This window comes from Streptomyces sp. R818 (assembly GCF_056172735.1).
On sequence record NZ_JAOCNE010000012.1, the window covers coordinates 30,711 to 44,504 of the forward strand.

The window sequence follows — 13,794 nt, forward strand, 5'->3', positions numbered from 1 at the left end:
CGTCTCACCAAAGGGTTCCCGGGGAGGGGGCCGGGGGGCGACCGGTACTGCTCCGTCCGGGTCAGCCGCGGAATCGGGGCGGGACGCGCCGGGAAACGGAACGAGGCCGGAATCTCGGAAGATTCCGGCCTCGGCCTTCAGTAGCGGGGACAGGATTTGAACCTGCGACCTCTGGGTTATGAGCCCAGCGAGCTACCGAGCTGCTCCACCCCGCGTCGGTGAACACCACACTACGCCATCAGGGACGACGAATGCCAATCGCACCCGTGTCCGGCGCCTCGGGAGTGGCGTTAAGAGGACATGACCTCAACTCGACGAGTCCTCACCGCTGCCCTCCTCGCCGTCGGTGCCACGGCGATCGTGGCCCCTGCGGCGCAGGCCGACACCACGCCCCAGGCGGCGGGCAACATGATCTCCCCGACCGCGATGCTGGACGCGGTCACCACCATGGCCATCCCGGCCGAGCACCGCCGCGAGGTGCCGCGCACCGCCGAGCAGCTCCAGGGCATCCACCAGCTGAACAAGCTGAACGAGCTGCACCAGATCACGGACCTGGTGGCGCCGGTCACCGGCCTGCTCAGCGCGTAGCGGCACCCGCACCAGATATCCGGAAACGCCTGAGGGGCGGTTGCCTGACGCAGCCGCCCCTCAGGTGTGTCCGCGCCACAACAAAGTTGGGCCGCCCAAGTGGGCGGCCCAACGCGTGCGGCGTGCGGATCAGCCGTTGCCGTTTCCGTTGCTGGAGAGGATCGGAATGTCCTCCAGGATGTGCGACAGCGCCTCGTCGCCCTTGCGCTGCGACGAGTTCTCGACGCACTGCTGGTTCTGCGGGGACGTCAGGATGTCCTGGACACCGACGTTGACCAGACCCACGACGTTCTGGATGTCCGCCTTGGCGGGCAGACCGATGCAGGGCTTGTTGAGGGAACCCTGGATGAGCGCCATCTGCGGGCTCATGTTGCCGTACGTCGCCGAGTTTCCGTACGACTGCGACGCGTGGTTACCGCTGAACGCGGTGGTGCCGTTGTCGTCGCCGTTCGCCAGCGCCTGGGGGGCCGCCGCCGCGGAGATGCCGACGAGAGACGCGGTGACGGCTGCGGCCGCCACGGCCTTTTTCAACATGAGAGATTCCCCTTCAGTTGTTTCAGAGAGCATCCGTACCAACTACGCGCGAGCCGGTTTGGTTGTCCGCATTCACTCGGATGGCGGTACGTATGCCGTACGAACAGCCAGACTCTCGGCACAACGGGTGAACCTGCGAAACCATCCGGAGCCCGGGGAGTTGTTCCTTTCGCAGTAACCGGTGCCTGTCAGAAAAGGAACTGAAAAAAATGCTCAAGAAGGCAATGGCCGCAGCCGCGGTCGCCGTGTCCGTGGTCGGCATGTCCGTGGCGGCTGCGCCCTCGGCGCTCGCGAACGGCGACGACAACGGCACCGCCGCGGCCAGCGGCAACGGCGCCCAGCAGGCATTCGGCAACTCCTCGACCGACGGCGACATGAGCCCGCAGCTCAGCCTGGTCCAGGGTTCGCTGAACAAGCCCTGTGTCGGCCTGCCGGTCAAGGCGGACGTCCAGAATGTCGTGGGCCTGGTCAACGTCGGCGTCCAGGACATCCTGACGTCTCCGCAGAACCAGCAGTGTGTCGAGAACTCGACGCAGAGGAAGGGCGACGAGCCGCTGTCGCACATCCTGGACGACATCCCGGTCCTCTCCTCGAACGGCACGCAGAACCACTGAGTCTCTGCGCACCCTGCCCGGGCCGTCCGCGTCGTATCGCACGCGGGCGGTTCGGGCCTTTTTTACCGGGCGCCGTTCCGCTTCGTCGCCCGGTCGGCACAGTTTCCTCAGCCGGTGCCGGCTCGTTTGCTTCGCGGAGTCCCAGAAACTTCCTCGGTAAAAGGAGAAAAGCATGTCCTTGAAGAAGAGCGTCACGATCGTCGCCGGTGCCGTCATGGCCTTCGGTATCGCCGCCCCGGCGTTCGCCGACGCCGGTGCGCAGGGTGCGGCCGTGAACTCCCCGGGTGTCATCTCGGGCAACAACGTGCAGGCCCCCATCCACATCCCGGTCAACGTCTGCGGCAACACCGTCGACGTCATCGGTCTGCTGAACCCCGCTTTCGGCAACCCCTGCGCCAACGACTGACGCTCGACCGCGCGGTGTGTGACCCGGCCGACCCCGGTGCCTTCCGGCACCGGGGTCGGCTTCGAATTGAAGCGGGAGAGGAAGAACAGTGAGGCAGGCACTGAGAATCGGGGCCGTGACGGTCGTCGCGGCGACCGGCATTCTGTCCGTGCCGGCGACGGGCGCTCTCGCCCAGTCGGGCGATCAGGGACGAGCGAGCGGTTCTCCCGGTGTGCTGTCGGGCAATTCGGTGCAGATTCCGATCACCATCGGCGCCAACGCGTGCGGCAATGCGGCCGACGCGGTGGGCGGACTGAACCCGGCGACGGGTGACGCGTGCGGGAACGGTGCGCGCCCGGGCCTGCCGTCCCCGCCCGGCCAGGAACGAAGCCAGGAACGCAGCCAGGAGCAGAGCCAAGGTCAGGGGCAGGGCCAGGGCCAGGAGCGGCAGCGGCCGGACGAGCCGCCCCGCGAGCCGCAGGAGGCTCCGGGCGCGCCGCCGTCGCGGCCCAGGTCGGTGCCGGGGGCACAGGACGTACGCGAGGAGCCAGGGACGGCGGTCCGTGCGGAGGCGGACGGGGAGCGGCTCGCCGAGTCGGGGTCCATGGAGGGCCTGACGGCCGCCGCGGGCGCCGGGGCCGGGCTCGTGCTCGCCGGTGCTGTCCTCTACCGCAGGACCCGGAGCGGTGCGCTGCGGCGGTGAGGCCGGGCCGGGAAGAGCAGCCTGAGCGCTCTTCCCGGCCCACAGAGGAGGCCGTGGTGAAAGCTGCCTACCAACGGCGTGACGCCGACGGCTGGGAGGAAGGCAGCGCGGCCCTTCTCATGACAGCCGACAGTCGACCACCGAACCGGGGCCTTGGATGCACCGGTTCACCCGTTTGCCAGGCACTTCACCCCAATGGGGCCGGAAGCGGCATATGCGCGACCCTGCCCCGACTGCCGCGCCAGGTACCGCTCGACCCCGGTGACCAGGGCGGGCGCGGTGTACGTCGCCCCGTGCACGAACCGCATCGCGGGGCCGTAGTCCGGGGTCGTGACGAGGCCCGCGAGGAAGAGCCCCGGGTAGGCGGAGGCGAAGCCGCGGCCGACGCGCGGGGTGTGGGCGAGGCTCGGGGCCAGCATGTGGCGGACCCGGGGCGCGAGGACCGTCATCCGGGCGCAGGTCGCCCGGAACCCGGTCGCCGCGATGACGTGGTCGGTCTCGAACTCCTCCAGGCCCTGCGTCGTACCGACGGTGCGCAGCCGCAGCCGCCCCGCCGACGGCAGCGCGTCCACGATGGTGCGGCCCATGCGGAGGTCGACGGCGGCCGCGTGGACGCGGTCCCTGACCCACCAGGCGCCCGCCGGGCCGAGGGCGGACTCGGCGATGGCGGCCCGGGTGCGCTCCGGCAGCCGTCGGAAGGCGCCGGGCCGCTCCGAGTAGAACCAGTTGCGCCAGCCGCTGCCGAGGCCGCTGTGCGGGGCGCGCAGGCTCTGGTGCCAGGGGCGCGTCCAGGGCGGCGGGACCGTGTTCCAGTCGAGCCCGGCGGCGCGCGCGACGATCCGTACGCGGGTCCCCTGCTCGGCGAGGAGCGCGGCGAGCTCCAGGGCGGCCTGGCCCGCGCCGACCACGGTCACGTCCGCGTCGCGGAACCGGCCGAGGTCGCTGTGGTGGCTGCTGTGCGACACGTGCTGGTCCGACAGCTTCCGCAGCGCTTCCGGGAGGTGTGTGTACGGGAGCAGTCCGGTGGCCAGGGCGACCGCGCGGGCGCGCAGGACCTCGCCGTCCCGGGCGCGCACGTCGAAGCCGTCGGGCGCCGCGTCGACGCTCTCGATCATCCGCTCGTCCAGGTGCGACACGGCCTCGCGCGCGAACCACAGGCCGTAGTCGGCGAACGTCCGTACGGGGAGCGGGCGGCCGTGCTCGGCGGGGACCCCGACGCGGGCGCAGTACGCGTCGAGCCCGAACCGGCCGCCCGGCGCGGAGAGGTGGGACGCCCAGGGCTCCGACTTGAGGAACATGCCGCGGGGCATGTGGTCGCGCCAGGACGCCATCGGGCGGCCGAGGACCCGGGTGTCGAGTCCGCGCGCCTGCGCGTGCGCGGCGATGGACAGGCCGTAGGGTCCCGCGCCCACAACCAGCAGATCGTGCATCAGCAGCTCGCCTTTCGTTCAGCCGTCGCGGCCGGGACGGCGGCCGCCTGTTCGGTCGGGTCGCCCGACGCCTGGGCGGGCACCGCGACCGGGGCGGGCCGCGCCCGGCGCAGCAGCCGCCCCGCCACGTGCCGGGACCAGGCGGCGGCCATGGCGCGGCCGGGCGCGGGGTCGTCCTGGGCGTGCCAGGCGAACTCCGGGGCGGCGGACGGGCGCAGCAACGCGCGCAGCGCGGCCAGCGGCGCGTAGTTCTCGACGACGAAGGTGCGGCCCGGCAGGGCGCGTCCCTCAGGCAGCGGCTGGTGGGTGAGGTCGAGGTACTGGGCGCGTACGACGTCCAGGCCCGCGCCGTCCGCGAAGAGCCGGAACTGCGCTCCCGGCCGGGGGTTGAAGTCCAGCAGGTGGTGGCTGCCGGTCGTGGCGTCCACCCTGAAGTCGATGTCGAAGATGCCCCGGTAGCCGAGGGCGTCGACGAGCGCCTCGACGGCGGTGCGCAGCTCCGGGGCCGGGGCCCAGCGGCCGACGGCGGTGAGGCCCGCGCCGCGCGGCCAGGCCCGCCGCTTGGTCCCGGCGCCGCCGCCGTGCAGGGCGCCGTCGCGGTCCGCGTAGCCGTGGAAGAACCAGTCGCCGCCCGGCCGTGCGGGCAGGTACTCCTGGAGCAGGAGTTCGGCGCCGGTGGCGGCGCCCTTCTCGTAGAGGCTCATCGCCTCCTCGGGGGAGCGGAGGAGGCAGGTGCTGCGCAGCCCCGCGTCGCGCGGGAGGAGCCAGGGGTGGCTCCACTTCGCGACCACGGGGGTGCCCAGCTCCTCGGCCGCCGTGCAGGCGTCGTGGGCGTCGCGCGGCAGCAGGGTGCGGGGGTGGTCGATGCCGACGGCGCGGCAGAGTTCGGGCAGGCGCGCCTTGTCCGCGACGTACTCGGCCAGGTGTTCGGGCTGCTCGGGCAGGAGGTACGACGCGGTCAGCGGTTCGCGCAGCCGGCTCACCGCGATGGCCCCCGCGTCGTCCACCGGGATGAGGACCGCGGGCCTGCCGACGCGGGCCGCCGTCCGGCGCAGCTCGGCGGCGATCTCGTGCAGCGGCGCCCCCGGGCGCGGCGCCGGGTGCGTCCGGGTGACGTAGCGCGAGCGGGTCACCGGGGAGCCGTCCGGCGCGGCCGCCACGTGGACCTCCACCCCGCAGCGCCCCAGGGAGCGGACCGCCCCCAGCGTCCCGTGGTGGAAGGGGTTGGGGTCGATCCGCAGCAGCACGACCGGGACACAGGGATCGAGCATGTGCCGATTCCTTTCGAAGGAACTAACCCGTGAGGGTGAGGAGGGCGGCCATCGGCTGTTCCACGATTGGCGCCGCGACCGTTCGTGTGACTGAGTGTCAGGAATGGTGCGAGCGCGGGACGAGGAGCAGAGATGGTCTTAGAACGCCGGAGCGGGAAACGCGGACGCCTGACACTGGTCGCGGTGGGGGCCTTGGTCTCGGCGGTGGTCGCGGGCGGCTCCGTGTCCATCGAGCACGCGGACGCGACACCGCGCGCCGAACGGATCCCGGCCGCCGCGAACGTGCCCGACCCGACGCCGGCCGGCACTCCGACCGACCCGGCCGTCCCGACAGGCCCGACAGCCCCGGCCGTCCCGGCACCGTCCGCCACTCCGCCGGTCGCGTCCCCGAGTCCGCTCCCGGAGGTGGAGGCGGCCAGGTTCCCCTCGTTCGGGGCCTACCTGGACTTCGGGCCGCGCGGGGTGGCGCGGATGACGCGGCTGTCGGACTGGCTCGGCGGCGCCGATCTGCGCGTAGGGCACACCTATCTTCCCGGTGACCGGTGGAGCAACATCGAGGGCGCCCCGACGTTCCTCGACAGTTGGGCCAAGTGGCGTCGTGGCCGCGATGACCGGCTCTTCGTACTGAACGTACCGATGATGGAGCGCAACGAGGGCCGGGTGCCGGACGCCGAGGTGCGCACCCTCCTCCACAAGGGCGCGGCCGGCGACTTCGACGAGCACTTCCGCACCCTGGCGAAGCGCCTGGTCGCCCTGAAGGTGCCGGACACCGTCCTCGTCCTCGGCTGGGAGATGAACGGGATCACCTACACGCACCGGTGCGGACCCGACCCCGAGGCGTGGAAGACGTACTGGAAGCGGATCGTGACGGCGATGCGGTCGGTGGAGGGGCAGAGGTTCCGCTTCGACTTCGCGCCGAACCGGGGCCGGGACGCCGTGCCCTGGACCGACTGCTACCCCGGTGACGACGTGGTCGACATCATCGGCATGGACGCCTACGACCAGCCCGAGGGGCTCACCTTCGACCAGCAGGTGTCCGAGCCGTACGGGCTGCAGAAGCACGTCGACTTCGCCAAGGAGCACGGCAAGCCGGTCTCGTACCCGGAGTGGGGGCTGTTCCGCAACGGGGACAACCCGGAGTACATGCGGCGCATGCTCGCCTGGATGGACGAGCACAAGGCGCTCTACAACACGCTCACCGACTACTGCCCGCACGGTGTGTGGCAGTGCCGGCAGAACCCGCGGGCGGCGAAGGTCTACCGGGCCGTGCTGACCGGACGCGACAAGGCGGACACGCCCGTGCTGCCGACCCCGCCCGCGCAGCCGACGCCACCGACCGCGCCCACACAGCCCGCTCAGCCGACGCGGCCTCCGAGGTGCTCCACCGTCGAGCTCGGGGCGTGGGTGGAGCGCTGGATCGGCGGCAAGGTGTGCGTGCGGCTCAGGGACTGGGTGCACCGCGCCTGAGGCGGCGCGCTCAGGGGTGCGGTGCACCGCGCCTGACGCGGCGCGCGCTCTAGCCGGGACCCGCACCGCGCTCCTTCCACGCCGTGCGGGCCCGCTTCGCCCAGGAGCGGGCCCGTACGTCGGCGAGGACCGCGCCGAGCAGCGGCGCGGTGGTGTGCCGGGCGAGGAGGTAGCGCTGGTTGACGCGCTGCTCGGGGCCCCAGTGCAGCTTGTAGGGCTCGGTGCCGCGCAACAGGCTCAGGACGCTGTCCCGCGAGCCGCCCTGCAGATGTTCCGCGCAGGAGCGGAGCAGCATCGTGGCGACGTCGACCTTGCGCTCCCTGAGCCGCGGGTGGGCGCCGTAGAGGTAGCCGCCCGCGAGGCGCGGGGAGAGGAACGTCAGGTCGGCGGCGACCACCGAGCCGTCCAGGGCGAACTCGGTGACGACGGCGTCGCCCGTGCACGCCATCTCGGCGACCGCGCGCGTGAGGTGCTCGGCGAAGCGCGGCTTGACGTGCTCGGTCGTCACTTTGCGGCCCTGCCACTGCAGTTGATGCAGGTCGAGCAGGCGCCGCACCGAGGGGCCGACCTCGGCGGCGGGCACGACGCGGCGCTCGATGCCGAGCGCGTCCAGCTTGCGGAGCTTGGCGCGGGCGCGCTGGGCGCGGGGCCGCGGCAGCCGTCCCACCAGCTCGTCCATGGGCAGCGCGGGCAGCTCCAGGCAGGGCGAGTCGTCGAGGCGGCGGCGCGGGCCCGGCCAGCGGGCGTGCAGGGCCTCCACCGCGGAGCCCGGCCGCACCTCGCGGAAGTCGATGGCCGCGGTCCCGGCGAGGCGCCACAGGCCGGCGCGGAGCGCGTCGACCGCCCGCGACGGCGAGGCCGCCGGGGCGTCCTCGACGAGGACGTCGCTGAAGTCGGAGATGGCCGTGCCGAGCGGCGTCAGCGTGGGGAAGGGCAGCGGGCGCAGCATGAGCGGCGCCGCCGCCACGAGGCGCCCCTCCTGGCGTACGAGCACGACGCGCAGCCGCCCCGGGCGGCCGTAGGAGAGCCACCAGGAGTGCAGCCAGGCGTGGCTCTGGAACGGGGTCGCGGTCGCGCACGCGCGGTGCAGGCGGTTCCACTCCTCGCGCAGCCGCCCGAACTCGGCGGTGTCCGTGCAGACGGTGAAGGACGGGGCGGGCGGGGCGGTGTCCGGGCGCGCCAGGACGGCCGCACCGGATGTGAGGCTCACCATCAGGCACCACCCCGCTGGGCGGCGGCGGGCGCGGGCACGGTCGGCGTCGTGTGCGCGGCCTCCCTGCGGGGGCGGAGCAGCAGCGCCAGGCCGCCGAGCAGGCCGCCCGCGCAGGCGCCGACCAGGGTCGTCAGGCCCGCGGAGGGCGAGGAGGGCTCCGTGGGCCGCACCGCGCGCGTGAAGCGCAGAAGCTCCACGTGGGTGTCCTTCTTCACGTGGGCGGCGTTGGCGGTCAGCGCGCGGGCGACGGCGTTGGCCATCTCCATCGCGGTGTCCGGCTTCTCCGACGAGGCGGAGATCGCGACCATGGGCGCGTCCGGCGACGTCTCCGCGCGGATGCTCGCACGCAGCGTCTCGACCGGGACGCCCGCCGCGACCTGCGCGTCGCTCAACACGGCGACCTGCGTGGCCACCCGGCTGTAGGCCTGGGCGAAGCCCGCCGCCGACGTGGGGTCGGTCTGCGAGGTCGGTACGGCGATCACGTAACTGGTCGCCGTGTACTCGGGGGTGCTCGCCGCGCCGTACACCCCGCCGGCGAGCGCGCCGAGCAGGAGGGCCGCGGGCAGGGGCCACCAGTGCGGCACGCGCCTCGCGCGGGTGCCGATGCGGGTGGCCGACGGTCGGGGGGCGGTGGCCCTCTCCTGGGCGGCTTCGGTCATCGCGTACTCACTCCTGGGGGTTCCGGGCGCCCATGGCCGCCGCGTACACCTCTAGGTGGCGTGCGGCGCTGCGGGCGATGTCGTAGTGCAGGGCGGCCCGCGACGGCGGCCGGTCGCGGGCTTCTCGTGCTGTGCCGCGTTCTCGAAGGTCTCGGATCTCGCGCGCGAAGGGGGCGGCCCGGCACGGGACGCGGACCGCGCCGCCGGTCAGCTCCGCGGGCAGGTCGTCGACGGCCGGGCAGGCGACGTACAGGACGGGAAGACCGGCGGCGAGCGCCTCCACGACCGCGAGGCCGAAGGCTTCGTCGACGGACGGGGAGGCGAGCACGTCCATGGCCGAGAGCAGCGCGGGCAGGTCCACGGCGTGCGCGCCCTCGGCCGTGTGCGGGCGCTCACCGGCGAGGACGACCCGGTCGGCGACGCCCGCCTCCTGTGCCGCCCGGCGCAGGGCGGCCTCCTCCGGGCCGGTGCCGACCAACAGGAGGCGTACGTCCGCCGGGAGGTCGCGCAGGGCGGCGGTCAGGACGTCGAACCGCTTGCCGGGGACCAGGCGGCCCACGCCACCCACGACGAAGGCGTCGGCGGGCAGGCCGAGGGACTTGCGCGCCCTGGCGCGGGCCGCCTCGTCGAAGGCGAACCGGTGCACGTCCACGCCGTTGGGGACGGTGTGGACGCGGTGCGGGGCGACGCCCCAGCCGCGCAGCCGCTCGGCCACGGCCGGGGAGACCGCGATGGTGGCGCGGCCGAGCCGCTCCCCCGCCAGGTACAGGGCACGCACCCCGCGCGTGAGCGGACGGCCCTCGATCTGCGCGTCGCCGAGCGAGTGCTCGGTGGCGACGACGGTCCGGACACCGGCGAGCCGCGCCGCGAGGCGCCCGTACAGGCAGGCCCGGTACAGGTGTGTGTGGACGATGTCGTAGTGGCCGCCGCGGATGGTGCGCGCGAGGCGGGGCAGCGCGCCGGCGTCCCTGTTGCCCGCCATGCCGAGGTGCGTGACGTGCACGCCGTCGCGGACCAGTCCCTCGGCGACCTGCCCGGGGTTGGTCAGGGTCACGACGTCGTGGCCCGGCGGCAGATGGCGCAGCAGCAGGCGCAGTTGCTGTTCGGCGCCGCCCGCGCCGAGGCCCGTGATGACGTGGAGGACCTTCACCGCGCGTCCTCCCCGGGCTGCCAGTCCCGTCTTCGCACCCGGTGCAGGCGGCGCTTCAGTTCGAGCCGCAAGGGCGTGTCCCGCTGGCCGACGAAGACGCGCGGCATGGCGTGCACGCCGGTCAGCGGGCCCGGGGAGATGGCGCAGCCGTAGCGGTAGCCCGCGTCGCGCACGGCCCGCACGGTCCGCTGGTCCACAGAGCCGTACGGGTAGCAGAAGCCCTGCGCCTCGCGGCCGGTCAGCTCCTCGACGCGCGCCTTGCTGTCCTCGACCTCGGCGCGCAGTTCGTGCTCGCTCACGCGCGTGAGGTCGACGTGCATCAGGCCGTGCGAGCCGATCTCCATGCCCGCGGCGGCGGCCGTGCGGATGCCCCGAGCGGTGAGGAGCGGCTTGCGGGGGCCCTCGACGTCCCAGGCGTTGTCGCCGCCGACCCTGCCGGGCAGGACGAAGACGGTCGCCGTGCAGCCGTGGTGGCGCAGGATCGGCAGGGCGTTGTCGACGAAGTCGCCGTAGCCGTCGTCGAAGGTGAGGGCGACCAGGCCGCGACCGGCTCCACGCGCACGTGCGTGGAGGAGTTCGGCGACGCTGACGCCGCGCAGGCCGCGGGCGCGCAGCCAGCCGAGCTGCTGGCCGAGGCGTTCGGGCGTGACGGTCACGTTGTAGGGGTCGTCGGGGCAGTCGTCCACGGAGTGGTACATCGCCACCCACGGGGACGCCCCCGACAGCCGGCCCCGTGCGGCGGGGCCGGGGAACTCCTGGACCGCTGTTTCAGCTGACATTGCGGAGCTTTCTGGTCGCGATGCGGACGGCGGGCAGAAAGGCCCGGACGTTCAGGGCCCACAGGGAGAGGAGGAAGACGGCCGCGATGGCCGGTGCGGCCACGCCGAGTGCGGCCAGGGGGTGCGTGAACGGCAGCGCCGCCGCGAGCCCCGCGCCCGTGGCGGCCACGGCGGCGAGCAGCGTCTTGCCGAGTTCGGGAAGGACCACGGCGAGGCGGACGGGGACGCTGCGCCGGTCCATGCCCGCGAGGAGCAGGACGGCGGTGAAGGTGATGCCGAGCGCGTTGGCGGCGGCGATGCCGCCGACGCCCCAGAACGCGACGGCCCAGGTGCCGAGCCCCGCGGTGAGCACCATGCCCGCGGCCATCGTGACGACCGGGTACCAGGTGGGGCGGCCGGCGGAGAAGTAGGAGCGGACCAGGGCGCCGACGAGGCAGTGTCCGAGGAGCCCGAGCGAGTAGACCCGCATGATCGAGGCGGTGGCGGCGGTGTCCCGGCCGGTGAAGGCGCCGCGCTGGAAGAGCAGTTCGATGATCTGCGGGGCGCAGGCGAAGACGAGGGCCGCGCCGGACAGGACGATGCAGGCGGCGAGCGCGACGTCGCGCTCCACGCGGTCGCGGGCCCGCTCGGTGTCGCCGCGTGCCAGCGCCTTGGCCACGACCGGGAACGTGACGGTGCACAGCATCAGGGACAGCACCATCGGCAACTGCGCGACCTTCTGCGCGTAGTTCAGGTGCGAGATCGCGCCGGACGGCAGGGAGGAGGCGAGGAAGCGCTCGACGAAGACCTGCGACTGGCGGCAGAGCGCGAAGAGCAGGACGGTCGCGATCAGCGCCATGTTCATGGACTGCCGCTTGGCCGCCTTGGCGTCCGCCGCGCGGTCGGCGGGGGCCGCACCCTTGAGCCTGCGGCGCAGCACCGGCGCCTGCACGAGCACCATCAGACAGCCGCCGACGGCCACGCCCGCGGCGGCGGCGCGCACCCCCCACCGGTCGGCGAGGAGCAGCAGCGTGGCGATGATCCCGGTGTTGTACGCGACGTAGATCGCGGCCGGTGCGAGGTAGCTGCTGTGGGCGCGCAGGGCCGCGCTGCAGTATCCGGTGAGCCCGAAGGTCAGCAGGCAGGTCGCGGTGAGCCGGGTGCAGTCGACGGCGAGCTGCGGGTCGGGCAGGCCGGGTGCGAGCAGGGTGACGAGCTGGGGCGCGCCGATCATCAGCAGCACGGCGGAGGCCAGGAAGGCGAGGGTCAGCCGGGGCAGCGAGCCCGCGACCAGGGCCCGTACCGGGTCGTGGGCCAGGTCCGGCGCGGCCGAGCGGGCGGCGATCGCGGCGCTGAAGGCGGGGACGAGCATGAACGCGAGCCCGTCCTCGATGAGCAGTGTCGTCGCCACCTCGGGCACGGTCCAGGCCACCAGGAAGGCGTCCGTCTCGCTGCCCGCGCCGAAGAGGTGGGCGAGCGCCTGGTCCCGGCCGAGGCCGAGGAGGGACCCCGCGGCGGAGAGCACGGCGGTGAGCAGGGCGGCGCGGGCCAGGAAGCTGTTGGACGCGCCTTCGTGGCCCGGCTTGCGGACGGGCGCCTGCTGGGCCGGTACGGCGGAGGGCCGTACGGTCTCGTCCCCGTCGACGGGCGGGCTGGCCGTCATCGCCCGGCCTCCGGCTCGCCGTCGAGCGCGGCGGGGGCCAGCGCCCACCAGGCGACCAGGCCGAACACCACGGCAGTAAGTACGGTCGAGGGCCCGCCGATGTCCGCGTACGCGAAGTCGATGAGCTGCCAGGTCAGCAGCCCGCAGGCGAGCAGCGCGCAGTCGAGGCCGCGCCGCGTCCGGTGGGCTGCTCCGAGCCGCCTTGCGCCGCGTACGAGGAGCGCGGCCCAGGCGCCCACGAAGGCGACCAGGCCGAGCAGCCCCTGTTCGCTGAGGATCAGCAGGTACATGTTGTGCGGGGAGAGGAGCGGCTGCCGGTGGAAGGCGGCGCCCGCGCCCGCGACATCGCTCCCGGCGGACAGCGCGATCGAGGCGTGGCTGTCGCGGTAGGCGGGGAAGTTCTTCAGCCCGACGCCGGTCGCGGGGTGCTCGCGCCACATGTCGGCCGCCGCCGCCCACATCGTGTACCGGTCCGTCACCGACTGGTCCGGGGTGGCGGTGACCTGCGTGATGCTGCTCAGCCGCTCCTGGAGCATCGACGTGCCCACACCGAACCCGCCGACCAGGACGACGGCCGCCGCGGCGCCCACCAGGAGCAGCCGCACCGCGCGCCGCAGCCCGGCGAGCACGATCTGCAGCAGGACGGCGACCGCCGTGGCGATCCAGGCGCCCCGGCTGAAGGACAGCGCGAGCGGCACGAGCAGCCCGAGCGCGCAGGCCAGGGCGGTGAGCCGGACGCGCCGCGCGCCGTCGCCGAGGGCGAGCGCCACGGCGCAGATGAGCCCGTACGAGACGACCGTGGACATGCCCATCACATCGGTGGCCCCGAACGTGCCGACGGCCCGCACGTCCTCCCCGGCGTACGAGGCGCCGGTCCCGGTCAGGTACTGGTAGACGCCGATCGACCCCTGGTAGAGGCCGAGCGCGACCAGGGCCCAACCGACCAGGCGGACGTCGCGGCGGTCCCGGACGAGCAGCAGGACGGCGGCCGGGACGAGCACGAAGATCTGGCAGTACCGCACCATCCCTTGCAGCGAGTCCGACGCCGAGCCCGCGCCGAGAGCGGCCACGGAGACCGCGAGCACGGGCAGACCGAGGACCACGTACGCGGTCCGGGTGAGCGGCCGCTGACCGCCGCGCACCGCCCGCACGGCGCAGACGACGACCACGAGCCCGGACACCGCGTCGGCCGGGGTGAGGCCGCCCCCGTCCTGGCCGCCGGACCCGAGCGGCAGGGCCAGCAGGGCGATCAGGGCCAGGAGAGGGAGGACGGGGCCCGCCCGGCGCACGGCCCGTGGCAGCGGCGCCGCCGCCCAGGGGGTGCGCGCGCCGGTGAAGGCGGGTACTGCGGTCACTGCG

General features: G+C 73.7%; 14 protein-coding genes and 1 tRNA gene. 5 read left to right on the forward strand and 10 right to left on the reverse strand.

The window, feature by feature from the left end:
* Positions 1-141: 141 nt before the first annotated feature.
* Positions 142-215: transfer RNA gene (locus tag N5I75_RS26495), tRNA-Met, on the reverse strand.
* An 85-nt stretch (positions 216-300) separates the two neighbouring features.
* Here N5I75_RS26495 and N5I75_RS26500 point away from each other — a divergent pair.
* Positions 301-588: a hypothetical protein gene (locus N5I75_RS26500; RefSeq protein WP_476681345.1), complete on the forward strand. Its 288-nt coding sequence runs from the start codon at positions 301-303 to the stop codon at positions 586-588.
* A gap of 129 nt (positions 589-717) precedes the next feature.
* Here the strand turns inward: N5I75_RS26500 and N5I75_RS26505 are convergent, their stop codons facing one another.
* Positions 718-1,122 (reverse strand): rodlin, encoded by a 405-nt coding sequence (locus N5I75_RS26505; RefSeq protein ID WP_476681347.1) that lies wholly within the window; start codon positions 1,120-1,122, stop codon positions 718-720.
* A 209-nt stretch (positions 1,123-1,331) separates the two neighbouring features.
* On the opposite strand from N5I75_RS26505, the gene N5I75_RS26510 reads away from it, so the two are divergent.
* The 3 genes from N5I75_RS26510 (at position 1,332) to N5I75_RS26520 (ending at position 2,824) form a co-directional block, all read left to right on the forward strand.
* A complete protein-coding gene (locus tag N5I75_RS26510) occupies positions 1,332-1,736 on the forward strand; it encodes a rodlin (protein ID WP_476681349.1) in 405 nt (134 codons plus the stop codon).
* A 172-nt stretch (positions 1,737-1,908) separates the two neighbouring features.
* Positions 1,909-2,142 (forward strand): chaplin, encoded by a 234-nt coding sequence (locus N5I75_RS26515; protein WP_476681351.1) that lies wholly within the window; start codon positions 1,909-1,911, stop codon positions 2,140-2,142.
* A 115-nt stretch (positions 2,143-2,257) separates the two neighbouring features.
* Positions 2,258-2,824 (forward strand): chaplin, encoded by a 567-nt coding sequence (locus N5I75_RS26520; protein ID WP_476681353.1) that lies wholly within the window; start codon positions 2,258-2,260, stop codon positions 2,822-2,824.
* A gap of 167 nt (positions 2,825-2,991) precedes the next feature.
* Here the strand turns inward: N5I75_RS26520 and N5I75_RS26525 are convergent, their stop codons facing one another.
* Together N5I75_RS26525 and N5I75_RS26530 are read right to left on the reverse strand one after the other, a co-directional pair.
* Positions 2,992-4,254, reverse strand: a complete 1,263-nt coding sequence (locus N5I75_RS26525; protein WP_476681355.1) for an NAD(P)-binding domain-containing protein — start codon at positions 4,252-4,254, stop codon at positions 2,992-2,994.
* Positions 4,254-5,525 (reverse strand): carboxylate--amine ligase, encoded by a 1,272-nt coding sequence (locus N5I75_RS26530; protein ID WP_476681357.1) that lies wholly within the window; start codon positions 5,523-5,525, stop codon positions 4,254-4,256. The genes N5I75_RS26525 and N5I75_RS26530 overlap by 1 nt, the downstream gene beginning before the upstream one ends.
* A 132-nt stretch (positions 5,526-5,657) precedes the next feature.
* Between N5I75_RS26530 and N5I75_RS26535 the strand changes: the two genes are divergently transcribed.
* Positions 5,658-6,992, forward strand: a complete 1,335-nt coding sequence (locus N5I75_RS26535; RefSeq protein ID WP_476681359.1) for a glycoside hydrolase family 26 protein — start codon at positions 5,658-5,660, stop codon at positions 6,990-6,992.
* Between the two features lie 49 nt (positions 6,993-7,041).
* Here N5I75_RS26535 and N5I75_RS26540 read toward each other — a convergent pair whose 3' ends face one another.
* The 6 genes from N5I75_RS26540 to N5I75_RS26565 are packed head-to-tail and all read right to left on the reverse strand — an operon-like array spanning position 7,042 to position 13,790.
* Positions 7,042-8,205 carry a GNAT family N-acetyltransferase gene (locus N5I75_RS26540; protein ID WP_476681361.1) on the reverse strand — a complete coding sequence of 388 codons (1,164 nt, stop codon included), beginning with the start codon at positions 8,203-8,205 and terminating at the stop codon, positions 7,042-7,044.
* The gene (locus tag N5I75_RS26545; RefSeq protein ID WP_476681363.1) at positions 8,205-8,864 is read right to left on the reverse strand and encodes a YveK family protein; all 660 of its coding nucleotides are present in this window, start codon (positions 8,862-8,864) and stop codon (positions 8,205-8,207) included. Before N5I75_RS26545 ends, N5I75_RS26540 begins: the two co-directional genes overlap by 1 nt.
* A 7-nt stretch (positions 8,865-8,871) precedes the next feature.
* Complete coding sequence (locus N5I75_RS26550) at positions 8,872-10,014, reverse strand: glycosyltransferase (RefSeq protein WP_476681365.1); 1,143 nt, start codon at positions 10,012-10,014, stop codon at positions 8,872-8,874.
* Positions 10,011-10,793, reverse strand: coding sequence for a polysaccharide deacetylase family protein (locus tag N5I75_RS26555; RefSeq protein ID WP_476681367.1), 783 nt, complete (start codon positions 10,791-10,793; stop codon positions 10,011-10,013). The genes N5I75_RS26550 and N5I75_RS26555 overlap by 4 nt, the downstream gene beginning before the upstream one ends.
* A complete protein-coding gene (gene murJ / locus N5I75_RS26560) occupies positions 10,783-12,435 on the reverse strand; it encodes a murein biosynthesis integral membrane protein MurJ (protein ID WP_476681369.1) in 1,653 nt (550 codons plus the stop codon). Before murJ ends, N5I75_RS26555 begins: the two co-directional genes overlap by 11 nt.
* The gene (locus tag N5I75_RS26565; RefSeq protein WP_476681371.1) at positions 12,432-13,790 is read right to left on the reverse strand and encodes an O-antigen ligase family protein; all 1,359 of its coding nucleotides are present in this window, start codon (positions 13,788-13,790) and stop codon (positions 12,432-12,434) included. Before N5I75_RS26565 ends, murJ begins: the two co-directional genes overlap by 4 nt.
* Positions 13,791-13,794 lie beyond the last annotated feature (4 nt).